The organism is uncultured Tateyamaria sp. (genome assembly GCF_947503705.1).
In the GTDB taxonomy this organism is placed as follows: Bacteria; Pseudomonadota; Alphaproteobacteria; order Rhodobacterales; family Rhodobacteraceae; genus Tateyamaria.
Window position 1 is genome coordinate 81,484 of the sequence record NZ_CANNES010000009.1, and the last position, 21,690, is coordinate 103,173.

Consider the following 21,690-nt stretch of genomic DNA (forward strand, 5'->3'; position numbering starts at 1 on the left):
CATGAAATCCGCGCGTAGTTCAAACATCGAACGGATCACGTCGATCTTGGCTGGATTCGACGCCCGGAACCGTCCGCGTTCAACGCGGGCGGTTCTAAGGGATGCGGGGCTGTCGCGCGCCACCGGGTTTGGGTTGATCCGGGCGCTGGTGCAGGCAGGCTGGCTGGAGCGTGTGGATCATGGCGCGCTCTGCCTGGGCCCGCGCGCCGCCGAACTCGCTTATGCTCCGATGGAACCACCCTTACCGCGCAGCGCGGCCGCCCTTACCGCCCTCAAAGGCAAGCCTGAGGAGCCGCAGATCCCTGTTTCAGTCGCTGATCCGGAATGGGACCCAGCCCTCGTCCGCAGCATCGAAACAGATCGGTTTCGCAAATCCCCACCCTTTGTGATCGGGTTTTCCAACGCGTCGACAAGCAACCCGTGGCGTCAGGCTTTGGTCACGAGCTTGGCCTATGGACAAGGCGTGGCACGTGGCCAGATCGAACGGATCGAGGTGCGCGATGCTCATGATGATGCCGCCCGGCAGTTGCGCGATGTGGATGCCCTCGTCGACAAGGGCATCGACCTGTTGTTGATCTCGACCACCTCCGTCACGGACAGCGCGCTGAGCAACCGATTGGCGGCACTGGCCGAAAACGGGTTGCCGATTGTCGCCGTTGATCGCCGCCCCCAGGACCGCACCTCGCTGGTCAGCTTTGTGACGGCCTCTGATCAGCGCATTGGCTGGATGAGCGCCCTTTGGCTATCTGAGCACCTCAAGGGGCGCGGTCGCATCTGGATGTTGTCGGGATTGAAGGGCGCAAGCCCGGCCATTCGCCGACAACAGGCCGCCTTGGCGGTTTTCAATGCCTTTCCGAATATCAGCGTGGAAAACGTCAGCTATACCGACTGGACGGCTGCCGGTGGCAGCACCGCCATCAAGGACTTGCTGGCTGCCGAATCCCCGGCTCCTGATGGCGTGTGGTGCGACAGTGGCCTGCAAGGGGTCGGATCGGTGCATCAATTTGCGGCCCAAGGGCTGCCGATACCGGCCCATACCGGTGGCGATGTCAACGAAATGTACAAAACCTGCCTGTCGCACAAAGTGCCGATGGTGGGTTTGGACTATCCCGCCTCCATGGGTGCGCGGGCGGTCGCCGTCGCCCTTGATATCCTGAGGGGAACCCCCGTCCCGCAGCGTGTGGAAGTCCCTGTTCAGGTGGTGATGTCGCGCGGGTCTGAAACGCCGTCCGTGCGGGCCGATATCTGGGCCGAGTTGCACGTCGCCTGGAAACAGACGGGCGAAACGATCCTGTCGCGAGGCGCTGCACCCGGTGCGGCCCGACAGTCGCAGGAACGTTCCTGATGGCGGATACCCCCTACTCCCGTTCGGTTGCGGCATTCGAGGCTCTGGTCTGCGCGGTACAAGATCAGCATTTCAGCACACCCGCGGCCTTGGTGCGCCAAAGCGGCCTGCCCACAAGCAGCGGCTACCGTCACCTCACTGCAGTTGAGGGCGACGGGCTGCTGGCCAGAGACAGGAGTGGCGCATATGTGGTCGGACCGACGGCATTGCGCATAGGGCTGTCGGCCTTTGGCGTGGGTCAATTGGCCGTTTTGGCGCCGCCGATACTCTTGCGTCTGCGCGAAGTAACCGGGCGCACGGTGTTTCTGGCGGTGAGGTCAGGCAACAATTTCACGATCTGTGCGTTTTCCTTGGGTCGGACCAAACGCGACCCGGCCCCGTCACGTGTATTCACATTGTCCCAACACCCCAACACCGCGACGGGTCATCCGCTCGACGTCTTTCTGGCCGAAGCGGACGCAAACCCGGCGCGTTTCCACCGCGCGCTGCTGTGCCCGGTGCCCGGGACCGATGTTGCTTATCTCGGGCTGTTTACAGGGCCTGATCAGGATGGCGACACGCAACTGTCTGCGCATCTGATGGAAGTCGTTGAGCTGTTTCAAAACATCGAAGACCCTGCCCATGACACATGAGTTCTGGAATGCGCAGTTTCAGTTTTCGGCCATCCTGCCGGATTTTGAGGCTTGTTTGGCCGACCTCGCCGCGCGTTCAGATGCGTTTGCACGTGGCCGCGTATTTAATCGGATGCCTTATGGGCCTGATCCGCGCCAATGGATCGAACTGACCTGCGGTTCTGGCGCGCCCGACATTCTACCCGTTGTGATTCACGGCGGGTATTGGAGGGCATTAAAAGCTGAGAACCATCGCGCGATGATGCAGGGCCTGACAGGTCTGGGCGCGCAGGTTGGCAATGTTGAATACCGCCTGATGCCACATGTGCGGTTGAACGAGGTGGTGACGGATGTGACCGCAGGCTTGAGCCTGCTGGCGGACCGGCACCCAAATTCGCAATTGTTGCTGATTGGGCATTCTGCTGGCGCCCATCTGGCCATTTCAGCCCTGGATTTTCCCAAACTGGCCGCACGGGTCGCAGGTGTCATCGCAATTAGTGGCATTTACGAACTGTGGCCTGTCACGCAGTGTTTTTTGCAGAATGAGCTCGGCCTGACCCCTTCAGAAGTCGACGCCTTTTCGCACACGCCCGAGAGGCCCCGACCGCCGGTCTTGTACCTGACCGGAGCGGACGAGACATATGAGTTTCGTCGCCAATCCGCCCGCATGGCCCAAGGGTCGCGCACCGCGTGGCAACACATCAACAACACTCATCATTTGACCGTTCCGCTGGCTGCAACAACTGAAACTGCCGCGCGTGCGGCCCTGACGATCTTGCGCAACTTGGAGACAGCATCATGAGCCTATCCCTTCCGCCGACAGGCACCTTTGTTGGTCGCATATGGCGCCCCGATTGCAACGGCCCGGCGGTGGTCGTTCGGCGTGGGAACCGATTGATTGACATCACCTCGCCCGCGCTGCCAACGATGCATGCCTTGCTGGAATGCGACAACCCCGCCGCGGCGGCAAATGATGCCAGCGGCGAAGATTTGGGCACACTGTCAGAGATTGCCGACAACTCCACCGTGAACCCGGATGTCCAGCAGCCTTACCTTCTGGCGCCCCCAGACTTGCAGCCCGTCAAAGCATCGGGGGTCACCTTTGTCTCTTCCATGCTGGAACGGGTGATCGAGGAAAAGGCCAATGGCGATCCGGCCAAGGCGGACGCCCTGCGCCAGACATGCACCGCGATCCTTGGCCCTTCTCTGCTGGCGATCGAACCGGGATCGGAAAAGGCGGCCGCCTTGAAGGACGCGTTGATGGCCGAAGGGGTTTGGTCGCAATACCTCGAAGTCGGCATTGGCCCGGATGCAGAAGTCTTTTCCAAGGCGCAGCCGATGTCGGCTGTGGGCTGGGGCGCGCGCGTCGGGTTGCACCCCATGTCCACATGGAACAACCCCGAACCCGAAATCACACTTGCAATGGATAGCCAGGGGCGGATCAAGGGCGCTTGCCTCGGCAATGACGTGAACCTGCGCGATGTCGAAGGGCGCTCTGCCTTGTTGCTTAGCAAAGCCAAGGACAATAACGCCTCCTGCGCGCTTGGCCCGATGCTACGCCTGTTTGATGACAGTTACGGCATGGATGATGTACGTCGCGCCGAACTGACACTGATGGTAACGGGCGAGGACGGGTTTGTCCTGCGCGGCCATTCGTCGATGTCAGAGATCAGTCGCGACCCGGAGGACCTTGTCCGCCAGACCTTTGGTGCGCACCACCAATATCCCGATGGGTTCTTTTTGATGCTCGGCACCTTGTTTGCACCCACTCAAGACCGCGACGCACCGGGCGCCGGTTTCACACACAAACTCGGCGATGTTGTCGAGATCGCAAATGACCAGCTCGGCACCCTACGCAATTCGGTCCATCTGTCGACACAATGCCCACCCTGGACTTTTGGCACCAACGCACTGATGCGCAACCTGGCGCACCGCAATCTGATTTAAGGACACGCCTGATGCACAACACAAATCTGATCGCCGGTGACTGGATCGGCAGCACATCAACATTCACGTCAGATCCCGCAAGCGGTCCTGGCGAAACCTTCGCCTGCGGGACACCCGAACTGGTGGCGCAAGCCTGTTCGGCGGCAGAAGACGCATTTTGGACCTACGGCTATACATCCCGCGAAATGCGCGCCGGGTTTCTCGAGGCCATTGCGGATCAGATCGAAGCACGCGGTGACGCCCTGACAAAAGTTGGCACATCTGAGACCGGTCTGCCCGCAGCCCGTCTTGGGGGTGAACGTGGGCGCACGACAGGTCAATTGCGCCTCTTTGCACAACATATCCTTGACGGCGCTTATTTAGACCAGCGTCACGATGCGGCCCTACCAGATCGCACGCCCCTGCCCCGCCCCGATCTGAAACTCGCCCAGCGCCCCATCGGCCCGGTCGCGGTGTTCTGCGCGTCAAACTTTCCGCTCGCCTTTTCAACTGCCGGTGGGGATACCGCCTCGGCGCTCGCGGCAGGCTGCCCCGTGGTGGTCAAAGGCCACCCGGCCCACCCTGGCACTGGCGCACTGGTGGCCGAAGCTGTGGATGCGGCGCGCCGCGGTCTGGATCTGCATCCAGGTGTCTTCAGCTTTGTGCACGACGGCGGCCTCGCCGTGGGGCAGGCCTTGGTGCAAGATCCATTCATCAAGGCCGTTGGTTTCACCGGCTCTTTGCGCGGTGGACGGGCGCTGTTTGATCTATGCGCTGCGCGGCCCGAGCCGATCCCCTTCTTTGGCGAACTTGGGTCCGTAAATCCGATGTTCCTGCTGCCGCACGCTCTGGCCGCCCGGGGGGCAGACATCGCCAAAGGCTGGGCCGTCTCACTGACGATGGGTGCGGGGCAGTTTTGCACTAACCCCGGTATTGCCGTGCTGCCTGTAGGCGATGCGGCGACGGCGTTTTGCACAAGCGCCGCGCAAGCGCTCAGGGACGTCAGCCCGCAAACCATGCTGACACCCGGCATTTGCGCCGCATTCCGACAAGGTCGCGACGCGATCGCATCCGTCAAAGGGGTCACCGCGCTGATCGAAATGCCAGCAGATGGACGGCAAGTCGCACCGCATCTGTACCAATTGGACGCTGACACGCTGGCTGCAAACCCTGCGTTGGCGCATGAGGTTTTTGGCCCACTGGGGTTGATCGTGACGGTCAATGACATCCAGCGCATGACCCGCCTCGCACAGAGCCTTGTCGGCCAGTTGACGGCAACACTGCATTTGCACGATGAGGATCAGAAAGACGGCGATCCCTTGCTACGCGTGCTTGAGCGCAAGGCAGGCAGGGTGCTGGTCAACGGCTTTCCGACGGGGGTCGAAGTGGCGGAGGCGATGGTGCATGGAGGGCCATATCCCGCCTCGACAAACTTTGGCGCCACTAGCGTGGGGACACTTGCGATCAGGCGTTTCCTGCGCCCGGTCTGTTATCAGAACCTGCCCGAGGGCATGGCCGATTGGGCAACCGCCTAACGATAGGCAAGCAATCGGTTGGTCCCGCGCTGCACGATGACGCCATTCTGATTTGTCACCTCGAATTCGAGCGACAGAATGGCTTCGTTCGGATCGCGCGCCGGTGAGATATCCGCGATCTCATAGGTGACGTCTATCGTGTCCCCGGCAAGCACCGGCGCACGGAACGTCCATGTCCATCCCATGGATGCACGTGCTTTCATCTGCGCACCCGTCTGATTTTTCAGCCCGTCAATCAGGGAAAGCACCAGCAATCCATGCGCCACCCGCGCCTTGAAGCCATGTAAAAGTGCCGCTTCGTCGGACATGTGAATTTCAAACCTGTCCCCCGTCAGCGCGGCAAAATGATCAATCATCCCGGTCGTCACAGTGACCGCGCCGCACTTGACGCGGTCACTGCAGCACAGGGCATCTGCCCCATACGCTCCGGGAGGGAGAACGTTGCGTGCCAATGATCGTCAGACAGGCGTGGGTGCGTCGTCGCGCAACAGCCCGGTGAACTTCAGATCAGACCAGAATTCAGTTGGAATTGGATGGCTGAACCAGTCGAGGTTTTGGGCCAACTGCTCCACCGTGCGGGTACCTGCGGCAAAGGACGGCACCGCCGGATGCGCGACCACGAACTGAAGTGCTGCGGCAGGCAATGGTACGTCATAGTCTGCGCACACGGCCTCGATCTTGCGCACTTTTTCCATGATGTCCGCCGGGGCCGGGGCGTAGTTGTATTTGGCCCCTTCCTTTGCACCCGTCGCTAGAATGCCGGAGTTGAACCCGCCTCCCACAACCACCGCTGCGCCGCGCTCTTCGCACAGGGGCAGGAATTCGTTCAGGGAATCCTGCTCCAGCAGAGTGTATCGCCCGGCCAGAAGGAAGCAATCCACATCCCGTTGCTTGAGAGCCTCATGGCAGACTTCCCATTCGTTGACCCCGACGCCGATGGCCTTGACCATGCCCTGGTCCCGCAGCGACTCCAAAGCCTTCCAACAGCCATCCATCGCTTGCTTGAAAACCTCCGGTTGCTCATCACCACGCGTGAAAACGTCGATGTCATGGATAAAGCAGATGTCCATCCGCTCCAATGCGAGGCGTTGAAGGCTGTCCTCGAAGGCGCGCATCGTGCCGTCATAAGTGTAGTCAAATTCCATCTGGAAAGGGGCGGCATTGGTCCAGGGGGCAAAGTCGATATCCGCCCGTTTTGCAGGCACAAGCCTCCGCCCAACTTTAGAGGACAGTACGAAATCGTCGCGGTTTTTCCAACGCAACGATTGCCCCGTGCGCAGTTCCGCCAGCCCATGACCATACATTGGTGCGGTGTCAAAATAGCGTATTCCGGCGTCCCATGCGGTCTGTATCATCGCGTCGGATGTCTGTTCGTCGATCTCGCGAAAAATGTTGCCGATGGGGGCGGTGCCGAATCCAAAGGCTGTGACCTCCAGGTCGACGCGACCAAATTTATTCTTTGTATCCGGGGTCATAGCTTACCTCTCTAAGTAACCATTTCGTTACTTATTTACCAGAATCGATTGATGAGCAAGTTGTTTTAGCTACGCAAAGCTGTTGACGATGTTTGAAGGAGAAGCATAAAGTAACTAAACGGTTACCACGGAATCACTCATGCAGCTGTCCGACACACAGATTCAAGTCCGCGATATGGCACGCGATTTCGCGAACAAATCCATCCGCCCCATCGCCGAAACCCTGGACCAGGAAGAACGCTTTCCCCGCGATCTCTATGCTGAGATGGGTGCGCTGGGATTGTTTGGGATTGGTGTGCCCGAAGACATGGGCGGGCCCGGCTTTGACACCGTCACCTATGCCCTCGTTATGGAAGAACTGAGCCGGGGCTACGCCTCTGTCGCGGATCAATGCGGCCTGGTCGAACTCATTTCGACGCTGTTGGTGCGGCACGGCAGCGATGCACAGCGCCACAGCTATCTGGCCGATGTCATGCAGGCCAAAACGCTGGTGGCCTATTGCATCACAGAGCCCGAGGCAGGCACCGACGTGTCCGGCATACGCACCGAAGCCGTGCGTGACGGGGATGGATGGGTGTTGAATGGCGGCAAAATCTGGATTCACAACGCACCGGTCGCCGATGTGGGGTTTGTCCTGGCCCGCACGGACCGGGCCGCAGGCAACCGCGGCATGTCCATTTTCATCGTCGATTTGCACGCGCCGGGCATCGAACGCGGCCCCAAGGAACACAAGATGGGGCAACGGGCCAGCCAGGTTGGCGCGCTGAATTTCAAGGATGTGCGCCTGCCCGCCGACGCCTTGTTGGGCGAGGAAGGGCGCGGCTTTCACATGATGATGTCCGTTCTGGACAAAGGGCGCGTGGGCATTGCTGCCCTTGCGGTGGGCATCGGCCAGGCAGGGCTGGAAGCGGCGCTGGAATACGCCCAGCAACGCAAACAGTTCAGCAAGCAAATCGCAGAGTTTCAGGGCGTGCAATGGCTGTTGGCCGACATGGCCAAGGATATCGAGGCGGCCCGCCTGCTCGTTCATTCCGCAGCAGGAAAGATTGACCGAAGCGAGAATGCGACCAAGGCCTGTTCGATGGCCAAATGCTTTGCAGGCGACATGGCCGTCGCCCGCTCTGCCGATGCGGTGCAGGTATTTGGCGGGTCAGGCTATATTCGCGGGTTCGAGGTCGAGCGCCTGTACCGTGATGCCAAGATCACTCAAATCTATGAGGGCACCAACCAAATTCAGCGCATGATCATCGCCCGCGAACTGATCAAACACGGGGCTGCGGCATGACGCGACCCGTTGCACTTGTGACGGGGTCCAGCCGCGGCATCGGACTGGGGGCAGCCATCGCCTTAGCCCAGGACGGATTTGCGGTGGCGATCAACGGCCCTTCGGATGACACAGAGCTGCAAGCTGCGGTCCAGGATGTGCGAGACACTGGCGCAGACGCGGTTGCAGCCCCTTTTGACGTCACCAACCACGCCACTCATGACAAGGCGCTTGCAGCGATAGAAGACGCGCTTGGCCCTCTCACCACGCTTGTAAACAATGCGGGCGTCGGCGTGATGCGGCGGGGCGACCCCCTGGAGGTGCAGCAGGACAGCTGGGATCGCTGCATCGAGGTGAACGCAAAGGCCGTGTTTTTCCTAACCCAAGCCTTTGCCAAACGTCTGTTGGCCCGAGATCGGGACGAAGGGATGTTTCATTCCATCGTCAACGTCACCTCCTCGAATGCGAGTGCTGTTGCCGTGCCCCGCGCAGAATACTGCGCTTCAAAAGCTGCGGCCGCGATGGTGACACAAACCTGGGCTGTGCGACTGGGCCCCGAAAACATAGCCGTTTACGACGTTCGTCCCGGCTTGATTGCGACCGACATGACCGCGCCTGTGATCGCCGAATACGAAGCCCGCGCCAAAGCCGGCCTGACCCTTTTCCCGCGCGTGGGCCAGCCCGAAGAAGTGGGGGCCATCATTTCCGCGCTGGCGTCGGGCAAACTTCCTTACACAACCGGACAGGTGATCGCGGCAGATGCCGGCATGCTTGTTCCCCGCTTTTGAGAGTGCGCAGATGAAAATTGCATTGCCCGACTCGTCTGGACATCTCAGCAACTACCCGTTGACTGGAACGCCCATTAAACCCACGCCCCTGGGCGCTGATCCGGCGCGTATCGTCTTTTCAGCGGCGCACGTGGTTGCGGATCCATTCACGGCTTCCGATCCGTCCGGCAAGGCGGCCGTGGATTGGGACGGCACGATGGCCTTTCGGCGCCACCTGACCGACCTTGGGCTGGGGATCGCCGAAGCGATGGATACCGCGCAACGCGGGATGGGATTGGATTGGCCCGGCGCACTAGAGCTGATCACGCGCACGAAACAGGAAGTGCCGGATGCCCTCGTGTTCAACGGATGTGGCACCGACCAACTTGATCCAAATGACGCACGCACCCTGGATGATGTACGCCGCGCATATCTCGATCAGGTCGACGCGATCCAGCAGGTTGGCGGCCGGATCATCCTGATGGCCTCGCGTGCGCTGGCGCGAGTGGCTACCAAGCCTGATGACTACATCAGCGTTTATGGCGACGTGCTGCGCGCCTGCGACGAGCCCGTCATCCTGCATTGGCTTGGTGAGATGTTTGACCCAGCCCTGGCCGGCTACTGGGGGGCAAACACCTTTGCCCAAAGCCAGGAAACTGCACTGACCATCATCAACGAGAATACAAACAAGGTTGATGGCATCAAAATCTCGCTTCTGGACAAGGACAAAGAGATCGAGATGCGTCGCCAACTGCCCGCTGGCGTGAAAATGTATACTGGCGATGACTTCAATTATCCTGAGCTTATTGCAGGGGACGACCAGGGATATTCGCATGCTCTGCTTGGTATCTTTGACCCATTGGCGGTGGCCGTGGGCAAAGCCATCGGGCAACTGGGCGCGGCAGACGTGACCGGGTTCCGCGCCACGCTTGACCCGACGGTGCCCTTGGCGCGCCTGATCTTTCGCGCGCCGACCCAATATTACAAAACTGGCGTCGTGTTTCTGGCATGGCTGAACGGACACCAGGACCATTTTGTGATGCTGAATGGCGCACAGGCGATGCGCCCGCTGCCCTATTTCGTCGAATGCTTCAGACTGGCCGACCAATGTGGGCTTTTGGCTGACCCCGATTTGGCAGTGGCGCGGATGCGCCGGATGTTGGCGGTGTATGGTGTTGCGTGATTTCACCACAGATCATTCGGCCTGCGCGCTGAATACCGCCACGCTTGGCCATAACCTCGAAGGATATGGCGCGGGCTGGTCGGTTGAGCGTGTGATCGACGCCTGCGCGGCGCGTGGTTTGGCAGGCATCGTCTTCTGGCGACGTGAAATTGGCAACCGCGCGGAGGAAATCGGGGAACGTGTCCGCGCGGCAGGCATGGAGGTCGTGGGTCTCTGCCGCACCCCTTTCCTTGTCGGCTCGGACGTGCCTGATCGGTTTGAGGATGACGCGCGCGCTGCCGTCGACATGGCCGCAGCGCTTGGCACAACCGTGCTGACAATCGTTACTGGCGGCACAGAGCCCGGCACAACAGGGGTGATGGACAGCCAGAAAATCCTAGCTGCTCGAACCGCAAAGCTGGCGGAATACGCATCCCAATTCGGCGTTTCACTGGCGTTGGAGCCGTTGAACCCGATGTTTGGCGGCAACCGCACTGTTCTCATGACGGCAGCCGACGCGTTGCGGGTGGCCGACATGACGGGCCAACCCAATGTTGGCGTTGCGATTGATGTCTATCACGTGTGGTGGGACACCACCTTGGCAGACACGCTGGCGCACCGTGGCCAAGGCAGGGTCTTGGGATATCACGTATGTGATTGGCTGGAACACACCAGCGACATGTTACTCGATCGCGGCATGATGGGTGACGGCGTCGCCGATCTGCCCGCGATCCGCGCCGCAGTCGAAGCCACAGGCTACCGTGGCGCCTGCGAGGTCGAAATATTCTCAAGCAATAACTGGTGGCAACGTGACCCCGACGACGTGCTCGACCAAATGGTCGCGCGGTTCAGAAAGGTCTGCTGATCCACAAACCAACGGGGCGTTACCCCGACACTAACCAAGCCAAACGGGAGGAAACAATGGCTCAACTGAAAACAAAGATCGCGACGCTGATGGTGGCGACCGCACTGACAACGGCACCGGCGCTGGCCGAGGACGTCGAGGTGCTGCACTGGTGGACATCGGGCGGCGAAGCGGCCGCTTTGAATGTTTTGAAAGGCGACCTTGAAACGCAGGGAATCGGCTGGCAAGACATGCCTGTCGCGGGCGGTGGTGGCGAGGCGGCGATGACCGTCTTGCGGGCACGCGTGACATCGGGCAATGCGCCTACGGCCGTTCAAATGCTCGGCTTTGACATTCTGGACTGGGCAGATCAGGGCGCACTTGCTGACCTGAATTCGGTTGCCGCCGAACAGGGCTGGGATGCCGTGGTGCCAGAGGCGCTTCAGGCGTTTGCAAAGGTAGATGGCAAATGGGTCTCGGCGCCCGTCAACGTCCATTCGACAAACTGGGTCTGGGCCAACAAGGCGGTGCTGGACAGCAACGGTATTGCTGTGCCCACCACGTGGGACGAGTTCGCGGCAGCCGTGGACGCGCTGAGTGCGGCTGGTGTGACACCGATCGCGCATGGTGGTCAGGCCTGGCAGGATGCAACTGTTTTTGACGCGGTTGCCATGGGCGCGTTGGGACCAGACGGCTACAAGGCCGCTTTCATTGATCTGGACGAAGACGCGCTAGGCGGCGACGCCATGAAAACAGCGTTTGAGCGTATGGAGTTCATCCGTGCCAATGTCGACGAGAACTTCTCGGGCCGGGATTGGAACCTTGCCACAGCCATGGTCATCAACGGCGAAGCCGGGTTTCAGATGATGGGTGACTGGGCCAAAGGGGAATTCCTGAGCGCGGGCAAGACCCCGGGCGACGACTTCCTCTGCTTCCGTTTCCCCGGCACCGAAAATCAGGTGACCTTCAACGCGGACCAGTTTGCGATGTTTGATCAGGGCGGCACCGTGTCTGCGGAACAAGCGGCACTTGCTTCGGCCATCCTGTCACCTTCGTTCCAGTCAGCGTTTAATGTGGTCAAGGGCTCGGTGCCCGCGCGCACAGATGTGTCGGATGCTGATTTCGACGCCTGCGGCAAACAGGGGATGAAGGATCTGGCGGCAGCCGCTGCTTCCGGCAACCTCTTTGGTTCCATGGCCCATGGGCATGCGAACCCGGCATCCATCAAGAACGCGATGTATGACGTGATCACGGCCCACTTCAACGGTGAGTATGACGCCGAAACGGCCGTGTCCGAATTGGTGGATGCTGTTTCTATCGCGAAGTAAGCAAAACCGGGCAGGGCGCTCCATGCGCCCTGCCCGTCCTCTTGCCAAAGGACACGATCATGGCTGACACCGCACAGGTCGACCTACGCACTCGACTGCAAAACTGGCTGCCCAAGCTGGTTCTTGCACCGTCCTTTGCAATGGTTCTTTTGTTTGTCTACGGCTTCATCGCTTTCACGGTCTATCTGTCCTTCACCGATAGCCGCATCCTGCCGTCCTATGGTTGGGTCGGGCTGGAGAACTACGAAAAACTGTTCCGCCTGCGCCATTGGAAGATCGCCGTTTCCAACCTGGCCGTCTTTGCGATCCTCTACATCGGTATTTCCAGTCTGATCGGGCTGATGCTGGCTATTTTCCTGGATCAGAAGATCCGGATCGAAGGTGCTCTACGCACCGTCTATCTCTATCCGATGGCGCTGAGCTTTATCGTGACGGGCACTGCCTGGAAGTGGCTGCTTGATCCCGGGATCGGCCTGGAACACACAATGCATCTGTGGGGTTGGACAACGTTCAGTTTTGACTGGATCAAGAACAGCGACTACGCGATCTATACTGTGGTTCTCGCCGCCGTCTGGCAGTCATCAGGTTTTGCCATGGCGATGTTCTTGGCCGGATTGCGCGGCATCGACAATGAAATCCTGAAGGCCGCGCAGATGGACGGCGCGTCGAACTGGCAGCTTTATCGCCGCATCATCATTCCGCAACTACGCCCCGCTTTCCTTTCGGCATTCGTAATCCTGTCCCATCTTGCGATCAAATCCTACGACCTTGTCATCGCGTTGACAGGCGGTGGGCCCGGCCGGGCCACCGAACTGCCCGCGACGTTCATGTATTCCTACACCTTCACGCGCAACCAGATGGGTATCGGCGCGTCCTCTGCGGTCATTATGCTGATCACCATCGCCGCCATCATGGTCCCTTACCTTTACGCCGAGCTGAAGGAGAAGAAATGATGGCCATTGCAAGCACTGATACGGCCATCCGCTCCGGTCGTGTGACGCGCACCTTTCTCTATCTGGTTTTGCTGCTCTTCGCGCTTTTTTATCTGCTGCCCTTCGCAATCATGGTGATGAATTCCATGAAGCCTCTGGATGAAATCACCGGGGGCAACATGATGGCATTCCCCACGGACTGGACGCTGGAGCCATGGCGCAAAGCGTGGTCAGAGGCGCAAGTCGGTGTCGATGCCACAGGCCTGCGCCCTTATTTCTACAACTCGCTCATCATGGCCATTCCCGCTGTGATGTTGTCGACATTCTTTGGTGCGCTGAACGGCTACGTGCTCACAAAATGGCAGTTTCGCGGGCATAATATCGTCTTCGGACTGCTACTTTTCTCCTGCTTCATTCCATTTCAGATCGTCCTGATCCCCATGGCGCGGATGCTGGGCATCTTTGGGCTTGCAGGCTCAACCGGTGGGCTGATCCTGGTGCACTTCGTCTACGGGATCGGGTTCACAACACTCTATTTCCGCAACTACTATGCCGCCTTCCCAACCGAACTGATCCGGGCGGCCCAGATCGACGGCGCGGGCTTTTTCCGCATTTTCTGGCGCATCCTTTTGCCATCATCCGGGCCGATCATCGCGGTCAGCTTCATCTGGCAATTCACCAACATCTGGAACGATTTCCTGTTCGGGGCTTCATTTGCCGACTTCAGCAGCCAGCCAATGACCGTTGCCCTGAACAATCTGGTGCAAAGCTCCACTGGCGTCAAAGAATACAACGTCCACTTCGCCGGTGCCATCTATGCCGCAATCCCCACCCTGCTCGTTTACATCGTGGCAGGGCGCTACTTCGTGCGCGGTCTGATGGCCGGTTCAGTCAAAGGATAAATCATGGGCTTTCTCGATATTCGAAATGCAACCAAAGCCTACGGCTCGGTTCAGGTTCTGCACGAAGTCGACATAACCGTTGAAGAGGGCGAGTTTCTTGTGCTCGTTGGCCCTTCGGGTTGCGGCAAATCCACCCTGCTCAACATGATTGCCGGGCTCGAAGACATCACCAGTGGCGAGATTTCGATCAAAGGGCAGCCCATGAATGGCGTCCATCCCTCGAAACGCAACATCGCCATGGTTTTCCAGTCCTACGCGCTTTACCCCAACATGACCGTTGGCCAGAACATCACCTTTGGGCTTGAGATGCACGGCGTGCCCAAAACCAAACGGGACCAGGCCATGGCCGATGTGGCCAAGCTGTTGCAGATCGAACCGCTGTTGGCCCGCAAACCCGGACAGTTGTCGGGCGGGCAACGCCAGCGGGTCGCAATGGGCCGTGCGCTGGTTCGCAATCCGGATGTGTTCCTGTTTGACGAACCGCTGTCGAACCTTGACGCCAAGCTCCGCGTCGATATGCGGACCGAAATCAAGAAACTGCACCAGAAACTCGGCACCACGATCGTTTACGTCACCCATGACCAGATCGAGGCGATGACACTGTCCACGCGCATCGCCGTGATGAATGGCGGCTATGTGCAGCAGCTTGGAACGCCCAAGGAAATCTATGACAACCCGGCCAACCTGTTTGTGGCGACTTTCATGGGCTCCCCGTCCATGAACCTGATCGACGTCACATTGCGGGTCGAGGGCAACAGCGTCTTTGCCGACACAACCGATGCGAAGGGGGCAAGGATTTCGCTTCCCATCAACGCGTCGGTCAACGGCCTTGACGGCAAAAACGCCATTCTCGGCCTGCGCCCCGAAGCGTTGACAGACGTGGATGGATCGGATGCCCGTGCCACGCAAATTGCCCACGTCCCGAATGAGGTCACTGTGACTGAACCCGCCGGGTCAGACACCTTTGTGACCACGAGTTTTGGCGGAAAAGACTGCGTCGCCCGCATGCGCGCGGATGCAGATGCCAAACCCGGCGAGCGGGTAACTTTTGCATTCAATATGGACAAGGCCGTTCTTTTTGACCCCGAAACAGAGGCGCGGATTGCATGATACCGCGCCGGTTTCGGCGCGCCAAGCCATTGGTCGACACCTATGACTTCATCATTGTGGGCGGTGGTTCAGCAGGTTGTGTGCTGGCACGGCGCCTGGTGGATTCAGGCGCGGTCTCCGTCTTGTTGCTCGAGGCGGGGCCGAGCGACTGGAACCCATTGCTGCACGTGCCCGCAGGATTTACCAAGCTCACCGGCACGAGCCATACATGGGGCTACGAGACATCCCCGCAGTCCGGTTTGAAAAACCGACAGGTCTGGTATCCCCAGGCCCGTGTTCTGGGTGGGGGATCGTCCATCAACGCCCAGCTTTATACACGAGGCAACGCGTGGGATTACGACAATTGGGCTGCACATGGGTGTGACGGCTGGGCTTATGCTGACGTCCTGCCCTATTTCCGCCGGGCAGAGGACAACACACGCTTTGCCGATGAATTTCACGGACAAGGCGGGCCGCTCCGGGTGTCCGATCCCGTTCCGCACCCACTCACCACGGTCTTTGCCCGCGCGGCGCAACAGGCAGGCATGACCTATAACCCTGACTTCAACGGGGCGCAGCAGGCGGGGCTCGGCTTTTATCAGGTGACCAATCGAGCCGGACGGCGCAGTTCTGCTGCGGTCTGTTATCTGGGGCCGGTGCAGAATGCAGAACAACTGACCCTCCGATGCGATGCCCACGTCGAGCGGATCATCGTCACGGGCGGGCGCGCTACGGGTGTCATGCTTAATGGGAAGAAAATCACTGCTCGGCGCGAGGTGATCCTGACGGCGGGCGCAATCGGCAGCCCGCGGGTGCTGATGCATTCCGGCATCGGCCCGGCCCAGCACCTGAGCGAGGTCGGGATAAAGGTCGTGATGGACCTGCCCGGCGTGGGCGAGAACCTGCACGATCATATGGACGTCTTTGTGGTGGCCGAATGCGATGGGGACCTCAGTTTTGATCGCTACAAACCGTTGCACATGCAGGCTTGGGCCGGGTTGCAATATGGCGTGAATCGCACAGGGCCGCTTGCCCATAACATCTGCGATGGCGGTGGTTTCTGGTACGCGGACAACACCGATGAGGCACCCGCTCCCGACATTCAGTTTCACTTCCTTCCAGGGTCGGGCCTTGAACATGGGCTCAAACCGATCCGAAATGGCGTTACCCTGAATTCAGCATATCTGCGGCCAAAGTCACGCGGTGAGGTCCGTCTGAAATCCAGCGATCCCACTGCCAAAGTGCATATCAATCCAAACTATTGGAACGACCCAAACGATATGCGTCTTTCTGTCGAGGGCTTCAAACTTGCCCGCCGCATCCTGTCCGCTCCGGTGTTTCGCGATGTCCTGCTGGGTGAGGCCAATCCAGGCCCGGCCTGCAAAACCGAGGATGACATCATTCAATACGCTTACCGCCATGCCAAAACCGATTATCATCCGGTCGGCACATGCCGTATGGGCGCTGCAGAAGACCCCCAGGCGGTCGTCACCCCGGACCTTTGCCTCAAGGGGGTCGAGGGGCTGCGCGTCTGTGACAGTTCCGTGATGCCCTTTGTCAACTCTTCCAACACCAATGCACCCACGATCATGATTGCCGAAAAGGCCGCCGACGCAATACTCGCTCAACACGCTTTGAAGGACACACCATGACCGGCAATCTGCACTTTCCCCCAACGCTCACATATCACGCCGCCCAAGGTATGGTGGCCACCGCAATCGCACATGCGATGAAAAATGGTTGGGTTGTCGCCGTGGCGGTTCTTGATCCATCCGGCGGTGTCCTGAGTGCTGGGCGGATGGACGGGGCCGTTCCGACAATCTTGGAAATTGCTACGGACAAAGCATTCACTGCCACCCAGGGGCGCAGTACAGATGCGTTCGGCAAACGCATGTTGGAAGACCCACAGATGACTTTGGCGGCGTCCAACCGCCCCAGAATGGTCGCGTGGGAAGGCGGCTTGCCGATCCGGGCCGACGGCGTGGTAGTCGGCGCGATCGGTGTTTCAGGCGCGTCAGGACACGAAGACGCGGCCTGCGCGCAGGCCGCAGTGGAACGCCTAGGGTTCACCGCATAACGCTACTGATTCAAACACACCCGGCAGATTACGAATTCCACCACCCGTCGGGTGCCGCGAAGCAAAAAAGGGGGGAATTGCAGCGCTGGTTATCATGGACAGCGCCGTACTTTCATGGCGACATCAGCGTGCAAATTGGATTTCACGCGTCCCCGACTGTTCGCTTGTAGGCCGGATGGCAACCCTAGCCTGTTCAGCGCCGAGCATAATTGTAAGCACGTAGGAAAGCATTCTGCCTCAAAAAGCAGAACCATATTCGCCTATAAATGGGAGGCTATGGCGGACCGAGGAGGATTCGAACCCCCGACCCCCTGATTCGTAGTCAGGTACTCTATCCAGCTGAGCTATCGGTCCGTTGAGGCCGGGGTTTAGTCTTGTGACCGGGGCTTTGCAAGGGGCAATCTTGCGGTATTGGCCTTACGTTCAAAACCCGTCGCCTTTTGGCAGACGGATCGAAAACACGGTGCCCTTCGGACCGGTCCGATCCAGCTCCAACGCGCCGCCGTGGCCGCGGATCAACTCGGAGGCGATGGCCAGACCTAGACCCGTGCCGCCTTTGCTGACGCCGCCCTGAAATGGGGTAAACAGGTGCTCCTGAGCCTTTGGTGGCAAACCCGGCCCGGTGTCAGCCACCTCGATCCACCAGTTGTCGTCATCTTCATAGGCCGACACGGAAATTTCGCCGGCATTGCCGCTCGACACGATGGCCGTACGGGCGTTGCGCACCAGGTTCGAGATTACCCTGTAAAGCTGCTCTGGATCGGCCCGCAACATCAGCATCGGCGGGATATTTTCGCTCAGGCTCACATCGTGGTCCCCGACGGCAAGGCGTTCGCTGTCCAGCACATCGGCCACCAATTCATCCAACGTCATCAAGGTCAGAGTCGGGCTTGGCTCTTCGGCCTTGCCAAAGGCGAGCGTGCTTTCGCACAAGTGCACCGCCCGGGTGATCGAGTTCACCAGTTTGGGCGCCATTCGGCGCACCAGCGGGTCTTCCGACGTCTCGATCCGGTCTGTAAAAAGCTGGGCCGAAGTCAGGATATTGCGCAAATCATGGCTGATCTTCGACACAGCCGACCCCAGTTGGGCCAGCCGATCCTTTTGACGCAGGGCGTGGATCATGTCGGTTTGCAGGCTGCGCAGGGCTTCTTCGGCTTCGCGCAATTCGGTCACGGTGGCATTGGGTTCAATGATCCCGCGCACATCCTCAGGAGCCGCCGCATACCGCTGCATATGGCCCACAACGCCCCGGATCGGTTTAACTAGGATCGCCCGCACCGCAATGAACAAGAGCAACGCCGTGACAATCGAAATCACGGCCGACAGGACTAAAATGCGTATCCCATAATCGATCATCGCCATGCGGAGCGGTCGGGTCTCCATCGTCACTTCGATCAAAAGCCCGGCCTCGCGCACTGGCGCACCGATCACCCGGATCACCTGGTCGTCACGTTCCAGCAACCGCATCATCGCATCCCTGATCAGAACAAGTGCCGTGCCCTCGCGCAGATCAAATGTCGCGTCGATAGGTTGCGGCATGGGCGTGGCCAACATCAACTGTCGCACTTCATCCCGGCGCAGAACAACGTTGAAGACGCCAGCATTCTCCAGCAGTTCCTGCTCAAGGTCACTGTCCAGCATATCGTCGGCCAACAGGGCCAACGACGCGATCTGCGCCCGCTCAAGGCGGTTTTGCAGGTATTCTTCGCGGAACCGCGCGATGGACGGCACAAAGATCAGGATTTCGGCCAGCATCACAAAGATCGTCGTCAGGATCAAAAAGCGGCCAGAGAGCGAATTCATCATGCGCGTATGTGGTCAGGGAATGAAGCGTTGCACAAGGCCCACAACCCGTTTGACCAGATCACTTTCGAACAGACGCGGCGAAAAATACGCCCCGGCTGCCCGTTTGTTGACCTCACCGATGGTTGGGTAAGGCGCAACCATGGCGGCGACCTGGCTCATCTTGAGATTGTTGGCCAGTACCAGCGCCCAGAGGTTGATCAACTCACCCGCCTGATAGCCCGCGATAGAGGCCCCAACGGGCCGCCCTTTGACCACCATAACCTTGATCAAACCCCTGGTTTTGCGCTCTGCTATGGCCCGATCATTATGTTCGTAGTGAAAGCGGACAACCTCAAGCTTGGATCCATGTTCCTCTTTCGCCAACGCTTCGGTCAGGCCGACTTGGGCCAATTCCGGGTCGGTATACGTGGCCCAGGGAATATGGCTGGTCTTGGCCTTGGAGGGCAGGCCAAACAGCATCGACCGGATGATGACTCCGGCATGGTAACCCGCCACATGGGTGAATTGCAGCCCGCCTGCCACATCGCCGATGGCATAGACACGGCGATTGCTGGTTTTCATCGCGGCATCGACCTTGATGCCGGTGCGGGTCGTCTCAATCCCCGCAGCGTCCAGTTTCAGGTTGCCCACATTGCTTTTGCGCCCCACAGCGACCAGCAGATGCGAGCCGGTAAAGCTGCGCCCATCCTCAGTACGGACCGTGACCAGACCATCGACGTTTTCGATCCGTTCCGCCTTGGCCTCTTCGGCAATCTCGATCCCTTCGGCGCGCAGGTTCTCAAGGACAACCTTGGCCATTTCCGGGTCATCCTTGCCCAGCGCCTTGGCCCCTTCGATGACAGTCACCTTGGAGCCGAGACGCACATGCGCCTGTGCCATCTCCATCCCGATGGGCCCACCGCCGATGATCAGCAGATGTTCGGGGCGCTCGCGCAGTTCCCAAAGGCTTTCATTGGTCAGATAGGGCACCGTGTCGATGCCCTCGATGGGCGGTACAAGGGGGCTCGACCCTGTGGCGATGACGATACGCCGGGCGGTGATGATCGTATCGCCTGCCTGCACCTCTTTGTCAGAGATGAAATGCCCAAATTCGCGGATCACTTCGACGCCAAAGCCTTCAAATCTTTCCTGGCTGTCTACCGGCTCAATCTGAGCAATCACGCCATGGACGTGATCCTTGGCTGCTGCGTAATCCACCTGTGGGGCGACATCGGCCACACCGTAGGCGGCCGCATGCGACTGGCCGAATGCCGCCTTGCCACTGGCAATCAGTGCCTTGGACGGCACACAGCCATAGTTGAGGCAATCGCCACCCATCTTGTGCCCTTCGAGCAGGACAACCTTGGCCCCCATCTGGCTGGCCCCGGCTGCAACCGATAGACCACCGGATCCGGCACCAATCACCAGAATATCGGTTTTGATACGTTTCATTTTGGTCAGAGGCCTTTCTTGCCGCGCACGGCTTTCAGCATGATGGGCAGGGCCGCCAGCACGCACAAGCCGAGGATAGGCAGGATGATCTGCGGCTCGAATATGATGCCCAGGTTAGGCGTTTCGCCTCGGTCAAACACCTCACCCAGACCCGCGCCGACAGAGGTGAACACAACCGCGCCCGGTATGATCCCCAAAAAGGTTGTGATGGCAAAGCGCTGGAGCGACACACCGACAAGCGCAGGCACCAGATTGGCCACAAAGAACGGCACAACTGGCACAAGACGCATCAGAAACAGCATCGACCACTGGTTTTCATCTATGCCGTCCTTAATCTTTTTGACGGTGCCGTCGCTGCTGTCCATCTTCTCGGACAGCTTTTCACCAAGCCCCCAACGGGCCGCCATGAAAATGCCGATGGCACCCAATGTGGCCGCCGTCATGTTGAAAAGGGCTCCGGGGAACGTCGCAAACAAAAACCCACCGGTCAATGTCATGACCGTCGCACCGGGCAGCGAAAAGGCTACGACCAGCGCATAGGCCAGCACAAAGATGATCACCGTGCTGCCATAATTGGCGTCCCGATAAGCCAAGAGGCTTTCGCGATTGTCTGCCAGTGTCTGAAAACTCAGGTAATCGCGCAAGGTAAAGGCCCCGATCAGCGCGACGAGCGCGATGCCGATCAGCGGCAAGTTCCGCGCCAGGCCGGGTTTGTGTGGATCGCTCATATCGGACATCGTTGTCGCCTTTTTCGCAGTTGCGCCAGTGGGGTTGGCCGTCTGAACTGCAAAATGCGCCTGCACGGCGCATTTAAACAGGCACCTCACGCGTGCTTGATCGTGCCCCTGCATTTCGTGAGTGTGTGTGGCCTCAGAGCGCGCTATTGAAACATAGGAACGCACTGATGCAGATTTTGTTGCAAAGCGGCCTGATTTCGTAGCCCAAGGGTTTGACTTGCCCGCCCTGCCCCTTTAGAGGACGGGCTTCGAATACTGCTGACAGCCGAATCCGCGCGCATGTTGGCCAATAGATCTGGAGCGACTGCGATGAAACGCACTTATCAACCCTCGAACCTCGTCCGCAAGCGGCGCCACGGTTTCCGTGCGCGTATGGCCACCAAGGCTGGCCGCAAGATCCTGAACAACCGCCGTGCCCATGGCCGGAAGTCGCTCAGCGCCTGAGTTTTCTCCACAGGT

General features: G+C 59.5%; 21 protein-coding genes and 1 tRNA gene. 16 read left to right on the top strand and 6 right to left on the bottom strand.

Annotation, left to right across the window (positions count from 1 at the left end; translation table 11 throughout):
- Position 1 precedes the first annotated feature (1 nt).
- From Q1A44_RS17640 to Q1A44_RS17660, 5 genes are read left to right on the top strand one after another with little or no spacing between them, the layout of a single operon-like run.
- Positions 2–1,345, top strand: a complete 1,344-nt coding sequence (locus Q1A44_RS17640) for a substrate-binding domain-containing protein (protein ID WP_299627925.1) — start codon at positions 2–4, stop codon at positions 1,343–1,345.
- Positions 1,345–1,977 carry a hypothetical protein gene (locus Q1A44_RS17645; protein WP_299627927.1) on the top strand — a complete coding sequence of 211 codons (633 nt, stop codon included), beginning with the start codon at positions 1,345–1,347 and terminating at the stop codon, positions 1,975–1,977. The genes Q1A44_RS17640 and Q1A44_RS17645 overlap by 1 nt, the downstream gene beginning before the upstream one ends.
- Positions 1,967–2,758, top strand: a complete 792-nt coding sequence (locus Q1A44_RS17650; protein WP_299627929.1) for an alpha/beta hydrolase — start codon at positions 1,967–1,969, stop codon at positions 2,756–2,758. The genes Q1A44_RS17645 and Q1A44_RS17650 overlap by 11 nt, the downstream gene beginning before the upstream one ends.
- Positions 2,755–3,903, top strand: coding sequence for a fumarylacetoacetate hydrolase family protein (locus Q1A44_RS17655; protein WP_299627931.1), 1,149 nt, complete (start codon positions 2,755–2,757; stop codon positions 3,901–3,903). The genes Q1A44_RS17650 and Q1A44_RS17655 overlap by 4 nt, the downstream gene beginning before the upstream one ends.
- Before the next feature lie 11 nt (positions 3,904–3,914).
- A complete protein-coding gene (locus Q1A44_RS17660) occupies positions 3,915–5,417 on the top strand; it encodes an aldehyde dehydrogenase (NADP(+)) (protein WP_299627933.1) in 1,503 nt (500 codons plus the stop codon).
- On the opposite strand, the gene Q1A44_RS17665 is transcribed toward Q1A44_RS17660, so the two are convergent.
- Together Q1A44_RS17665 and Q1A44_RS17670 are read right to left on the bottom strand one after the other, a co-directional pair.
- A complete protein-coding gene (locus tag Q1A44_RS17665; protein ID WP_299628076.1) occupies positions 5,414–5,785 on the bottom strand; it encodes a MaoC family dehydratase in 372 nt (123 codons plus the stop codon). The two genes, Q1A44_RS17660 and Q1A44_RS17665, sit on opposite strands and share 4 nt — an antisense overlap.
- Before the next feature lie 90 nt (positions 5,786–5,875).
- On the bottom strand, positions 5,876–6,892 hold the full coding sequence (locus Q1A44_RS17670; protein WP_299627935.1) for an aldo/keto reductase: 1,017 nt from the start codon (positions 6,890–6,892) through the stop codon (positions 5,876–5,878).
- 139 nt (positions 6,893–7,031) lie between these two features.
- On the opposite strand from Q1A44_RS17670, the gene Q1A44_RS17675 reads away from it, so the two are divergent.
- From Q1A44_RS17675 to Q1A44_RS17720, 10 genes are all read left to right on the top strand, one after another.
- The gene (locus Q1A44_RS17675; RefSeq protein ID WP_299627937.1) at positions 7,032–8,177 is read left to right on the top strand and encodes an acyl-CoA dehydrogenase family protein; all 1,146 of its coding nucleotides are present in this window, start codon (positions 7,032–7,034) and stop codon (positions 8,175–8,177) included.
- Positions 8,174–8,944, top strand: coding sequence for a 3-ketoacyl-ACP reductase (locus tag Q1A44_RS17680; RefSeq protein WP_299627939.1), 771 nt, complete (start codon positions 8,174–8,176; stop codon positions 8,942–8,944). The genes Q1A44_RS17675 and Q1A44_RS17680 overlap by 4 nt, the downstream gene beginning before the upstream one ends.
- A 10-nt stretch (positions 8,945–8,954) precedes the next feature.
- On the top strand, positions 8,955–10,106 hold the full coding sequence (locus Q1A44_RS17685) for a dihydrodipicolinate synthase family protein (RefSeq protein WP_299627941.1): 1,152 nt from the start codon (positions 8,955–8,957) through the stop codon (positions 10,104–10,106).
- On the top strand, positions 10,093–10,950 hold the full coding sequence (locus tag Q1A44_RS17690) for a sugar phosphate isomerase/epimerase (RefSeq protein WP_299627943.1): 858 nt from the start codon (positions 10,093–10,095) through the stop codon (positions 10,948–10,950). Before Q1A44_RS17685 ends, Q1A44_RS17690 begins: the two co-directional genes overlap by 14 nt.
- A gap of 89 nt (positions 10,951–11,039) precedes the next feature.
- Positions 11,040–12,257 (top strand): ABC transporter substrate-binding protein, encoded by a 1,218-nt coding sequence (locus Q1A44_RS17695; protein ID WP_299628079.1) that lies wholly within the window; start codon positions 11,040–11,042, stop codon positions 12,255–12,257.
- Positions 12,258–12,316: 59 nt separating this feature from the next.
- Positions 12,317–13,210, top strand: coding sequence for a carbohydrate ABC transporter permease (locus tag Q1A44_RS17700; RefSeq protein WP_299627945.1), 894 nt, complete (start codon positions 12,317–12,319; stop codon positions 13,208–13,210).
- Positions 13,210–14,091: a carbohydrate ABC transporter permease gene (locus tag Q1A44_RS17705; protein WP_299628081.1), complete on the top strand. Its 882-nt coding sequence runs from the start codon at positions 13,210–13,212 to the stop codon at positions 14,089–14,091. Before Q1A44_RS17700 ends, Q1A44_RS17705 begins: the two co-directional genes overlap by 1 nt.
- Positions 14,092–14,094: 3 nt before the next feature.
- Positions 14,095–15,201 carry a sn-glycerol-3-phosphate ABC transporter ATP-binding protein UgpC gene (gene ugpC / locus Q1A44_RS17710; protein ID WP_299627947.1) on the top strand — a complete coding sequence of 369 codons (1,107 nt, stop codon included), beginning with the start codon at positions 14,095–14,097 and terminating at the stop codon, positions 15,199–15,201.
- Positions 15,198–16,832 carry a GMC family oxidoreductase N-terminal domain-containing protein gene (locus tag Q1A44_RS17715; protein WP_299627949.1) on the top strand — a complete coding sequence of 545 codons (1,635 nt, stop codon included), beginning with the start codon at positions 15,198–15,200 and terminating at the stop codon, positions 16,830–16,832. The genes ugpC and Q1A44_RS17715 overlap by 4 nt, the downstream gene beginning before the upstream one ends.
- A complete protein-coding gene (locus Q1A44_RS17720) occupies positions 16,829–17,257 on the top strand; it encodes a heme-binding protein (protein ID WP_299627951.1) in 429 nt (142 codons plus the stop codon). The genes Q1A44_RS17715 and Q1A44_RS17720 overlap by 4 nt, the downstream gene beginning before the upstream one ends.
- A 277-nt stretch (positions 17,258–17,534) precedes the next feature.
- Here Q1A44_RS17720 and Q1A44_RS17725 read toward each other — a convergent pair.
- The 4 genes from Q1A44_RS17725 to Q1A44_RS17740 form a co-directional block, all read right to left on the bottom strand.
- A tRNA-Arg gene (locus Q1A44_RS17725) sits at positions 17,535–17,611 on the bottom strand.
- A gap of 69 nt (positions 17,612–17,680) precedes the next feature.
- Complete coding sequence (locus Q1A44_RS17730; protein ID WP_299627953.1) at positions 17,681–19,063, bottom strand: HAMP domain-containing sensor histidine kinase; 1,383 nt, start codon at positions 19,061–19,063, stop codon at positions 17,681–17,683.
- A 12-nt stretch (positions 19,064–19,075) separates the two neighbouring features.
- The gene (locus tag Q1A44_RS17735) at positions 19,076–20,494 is read right to left on the bottom strand and encodes an FAD-dependent oxidoreductase (protein ID WP_299627955.1); all 1,419 of its coding nucleotides are present in this window, start codon (positions 20,492–20,494) and stop codon (positions 19,076–19,078) included.
- Between the two features lie 5 nt (positions 20,495–20,499).
- Positions 20,500–21,231 (bottom strand): TVP38/TMEM64 family protein, encoded by a 732-nt coding sequence (locus Q1A44_RS17740; protein ID WP_299627957.1) that lies wholly within the window; start codon positions 21,229–21,231, stop codon positions 20,500–20,502.
- A 309-nt stretch (positions 21,232–21,540) separates the two neighbouring features.
- Between Q1A44_RS17740 and rpmH the strand changes: the two genes are divergently transcribed.
- The gene (gene rpmH / locus Q1A44_RS17745) at positions 21,541–21,675 is read left to right on the top strand and encodes a 50S ribosomal protein L34 (protein WP_215959558.1); all 135 of its coding nucleotides are present in this window, start codon (positions 21,541–21,543) and stop codon (positions 21,673–21,675) included.
- Positions 21,676–21,690 lie beyond the last annotated feature (15 nt).

What these genes read in the sequence shown, in the direction of transcription:
- Q1A44_RS17680 (WP_299627939.1), top strand. Translation starts at nt 8,174, where the DNA reads ATGACGCGACCCGTTGCACTTGTGACGGGGTCCAGCCGCGGCATCGGA.
- Q1A44_RS17660 (WP_299627933.1), top strand. Translation starts at nt 3,915, where the DNA reads ATGCACAACACAAATCTGATCGCCGGTGACTGGATCGGCAGCACATCA.
- Q1A44_RS17650 (WP_299627929.1), top strand. Translation starts at nt 1,967, where the DNA reads ATGACACATGAGTTCTGGAATGCGCAGTTTCAGTTTTCGGCCATCCTG.
- Q1A44_RS17740 (WP_299627957.1), bottom strand. Translation starts at nt 21,231, where the DNA reads ATGTCCGATATGAGCGATCCACACAAACCCGGCCTGGCGCGGAACTTG.
- Q1A44_RS17715 (WP_299627949.1), top strand. Translation starts at nt 15,198, where the DNA reads ATGATACCGCGCCGGTTTCGGCGCGCCAAGCCATTGGTCGACACCTAT.
- Q1A44_RS17735 (WP_299627955.1), bottom strand. Translation starts at nt 20,494, where the DNA reads ATGAAACGTATCAAAACCGATATTCTGGTGATTGGTGCCGGATCCGGT.
- Q1A44_RS17685 (WP_299627941.1), top strand. Translation starts at nt 8,955, where the DNA reads ATGAAAATTGCATTGCCCGACTCGTCTGGACATCTCAGCAACTACCCG.
- Q1A44_RS17645 (WP_299627927.1), top strand. Translation starts at nt 1,345, where the DNA reads ATGGCGGATACCCCCTACTCCCGTTCGGTTGCGGCATTCGAGGCTCTG.
- ugpC (WP_299627947.1), top strand. Translation starts at nt 14,095, where the DNA reads ATGGGCTTTCTCGATATTCGAAATGCAACCAAAGCCTACGGCTCGGTT.
- Q1A44_RS17705 (WP_299628081.1), top strand. Translation starts at nt 13,210, where the DNA reads ATGGCCATTGCAAGCACTGATACGGCCATCCGCTCCGGTCGTGTGACG.
- Q1A44_RS17640 (WP_299627925.1), top strand. Translation starts at nt 2, where the DNA reads ATGAAATCCGCGCGTAGTTCAAACATCGAACGGATCACGTCGATCTTG.
- Q1A44_RS17655 (WP_299627931.1), top strand. Translation starts at nt 2,755, where the DNA reads ATGAGCCTATCCCTTCCGCCGACAGGCACCTTTGTTGGTCGCATATGG.
- Q1A44_RS17695 (WP_299628079.1), top strand. Translation starts at nt 11,040, where the DNA reads ATGGTGGCGACCGCACTGACAACGGCACCGGCGCTGGCCGAGGACGTC.
- rpmH (WP_215959558.1), top strand. Translation starts at nt 21,541, where the DNA reads ATGAAACGCACTTATCAACCCTCGAACCTCGTCCGCAAGCGGCGCCAC.
- Q1A44_RS17720 (WP_299627951.1), top strand. Translation starts at nt 16,829, where the DNA reads ATGACCGGCAATCTGCACTTTCCCCCAACGCTCACATATCACGCCGCC.
- Q1A44_RS17675 (WP_299627937.1), top strand. Translation starts at nt 7,032, where the DNA reads ATGCAGCTGTCCGACACACAGATTCAAGTCCGCGATATGGCACGCGAT.
- Q1A44_RS17730 (WP_299627953.1), bottom strand. Translation starts at nt 19,063, where the DNA reads ATGATGAATTCGCTCTCTGGCCGCTTTTTGATCCTGACGACGATCTTT.
- Q1A44_RS17700 (WP_299627945.1), top strand. Translation starts at nt 12,317, where the DNA reads ATGGCTGACACCGCACAGGTCGACCTACGCACTCGACTGCAAAACTGG.
- Q1A44_RS17670 (WP_299627935.1), bottom strand. Translation starts at nt 6,892, where the DNA reads ATGACCCCGGATACAAAGAATAAATTTGGTCGCGTCGACCTGGAGGTC.
- Q1A44_RS17690 (WP_299627943.1), top strand. Translation starts at nt 10,093, where the DNA reads ATGGTGTTGCGTGATTTCACCACAGATCATTCGGCCTGCGCGCTGAAT.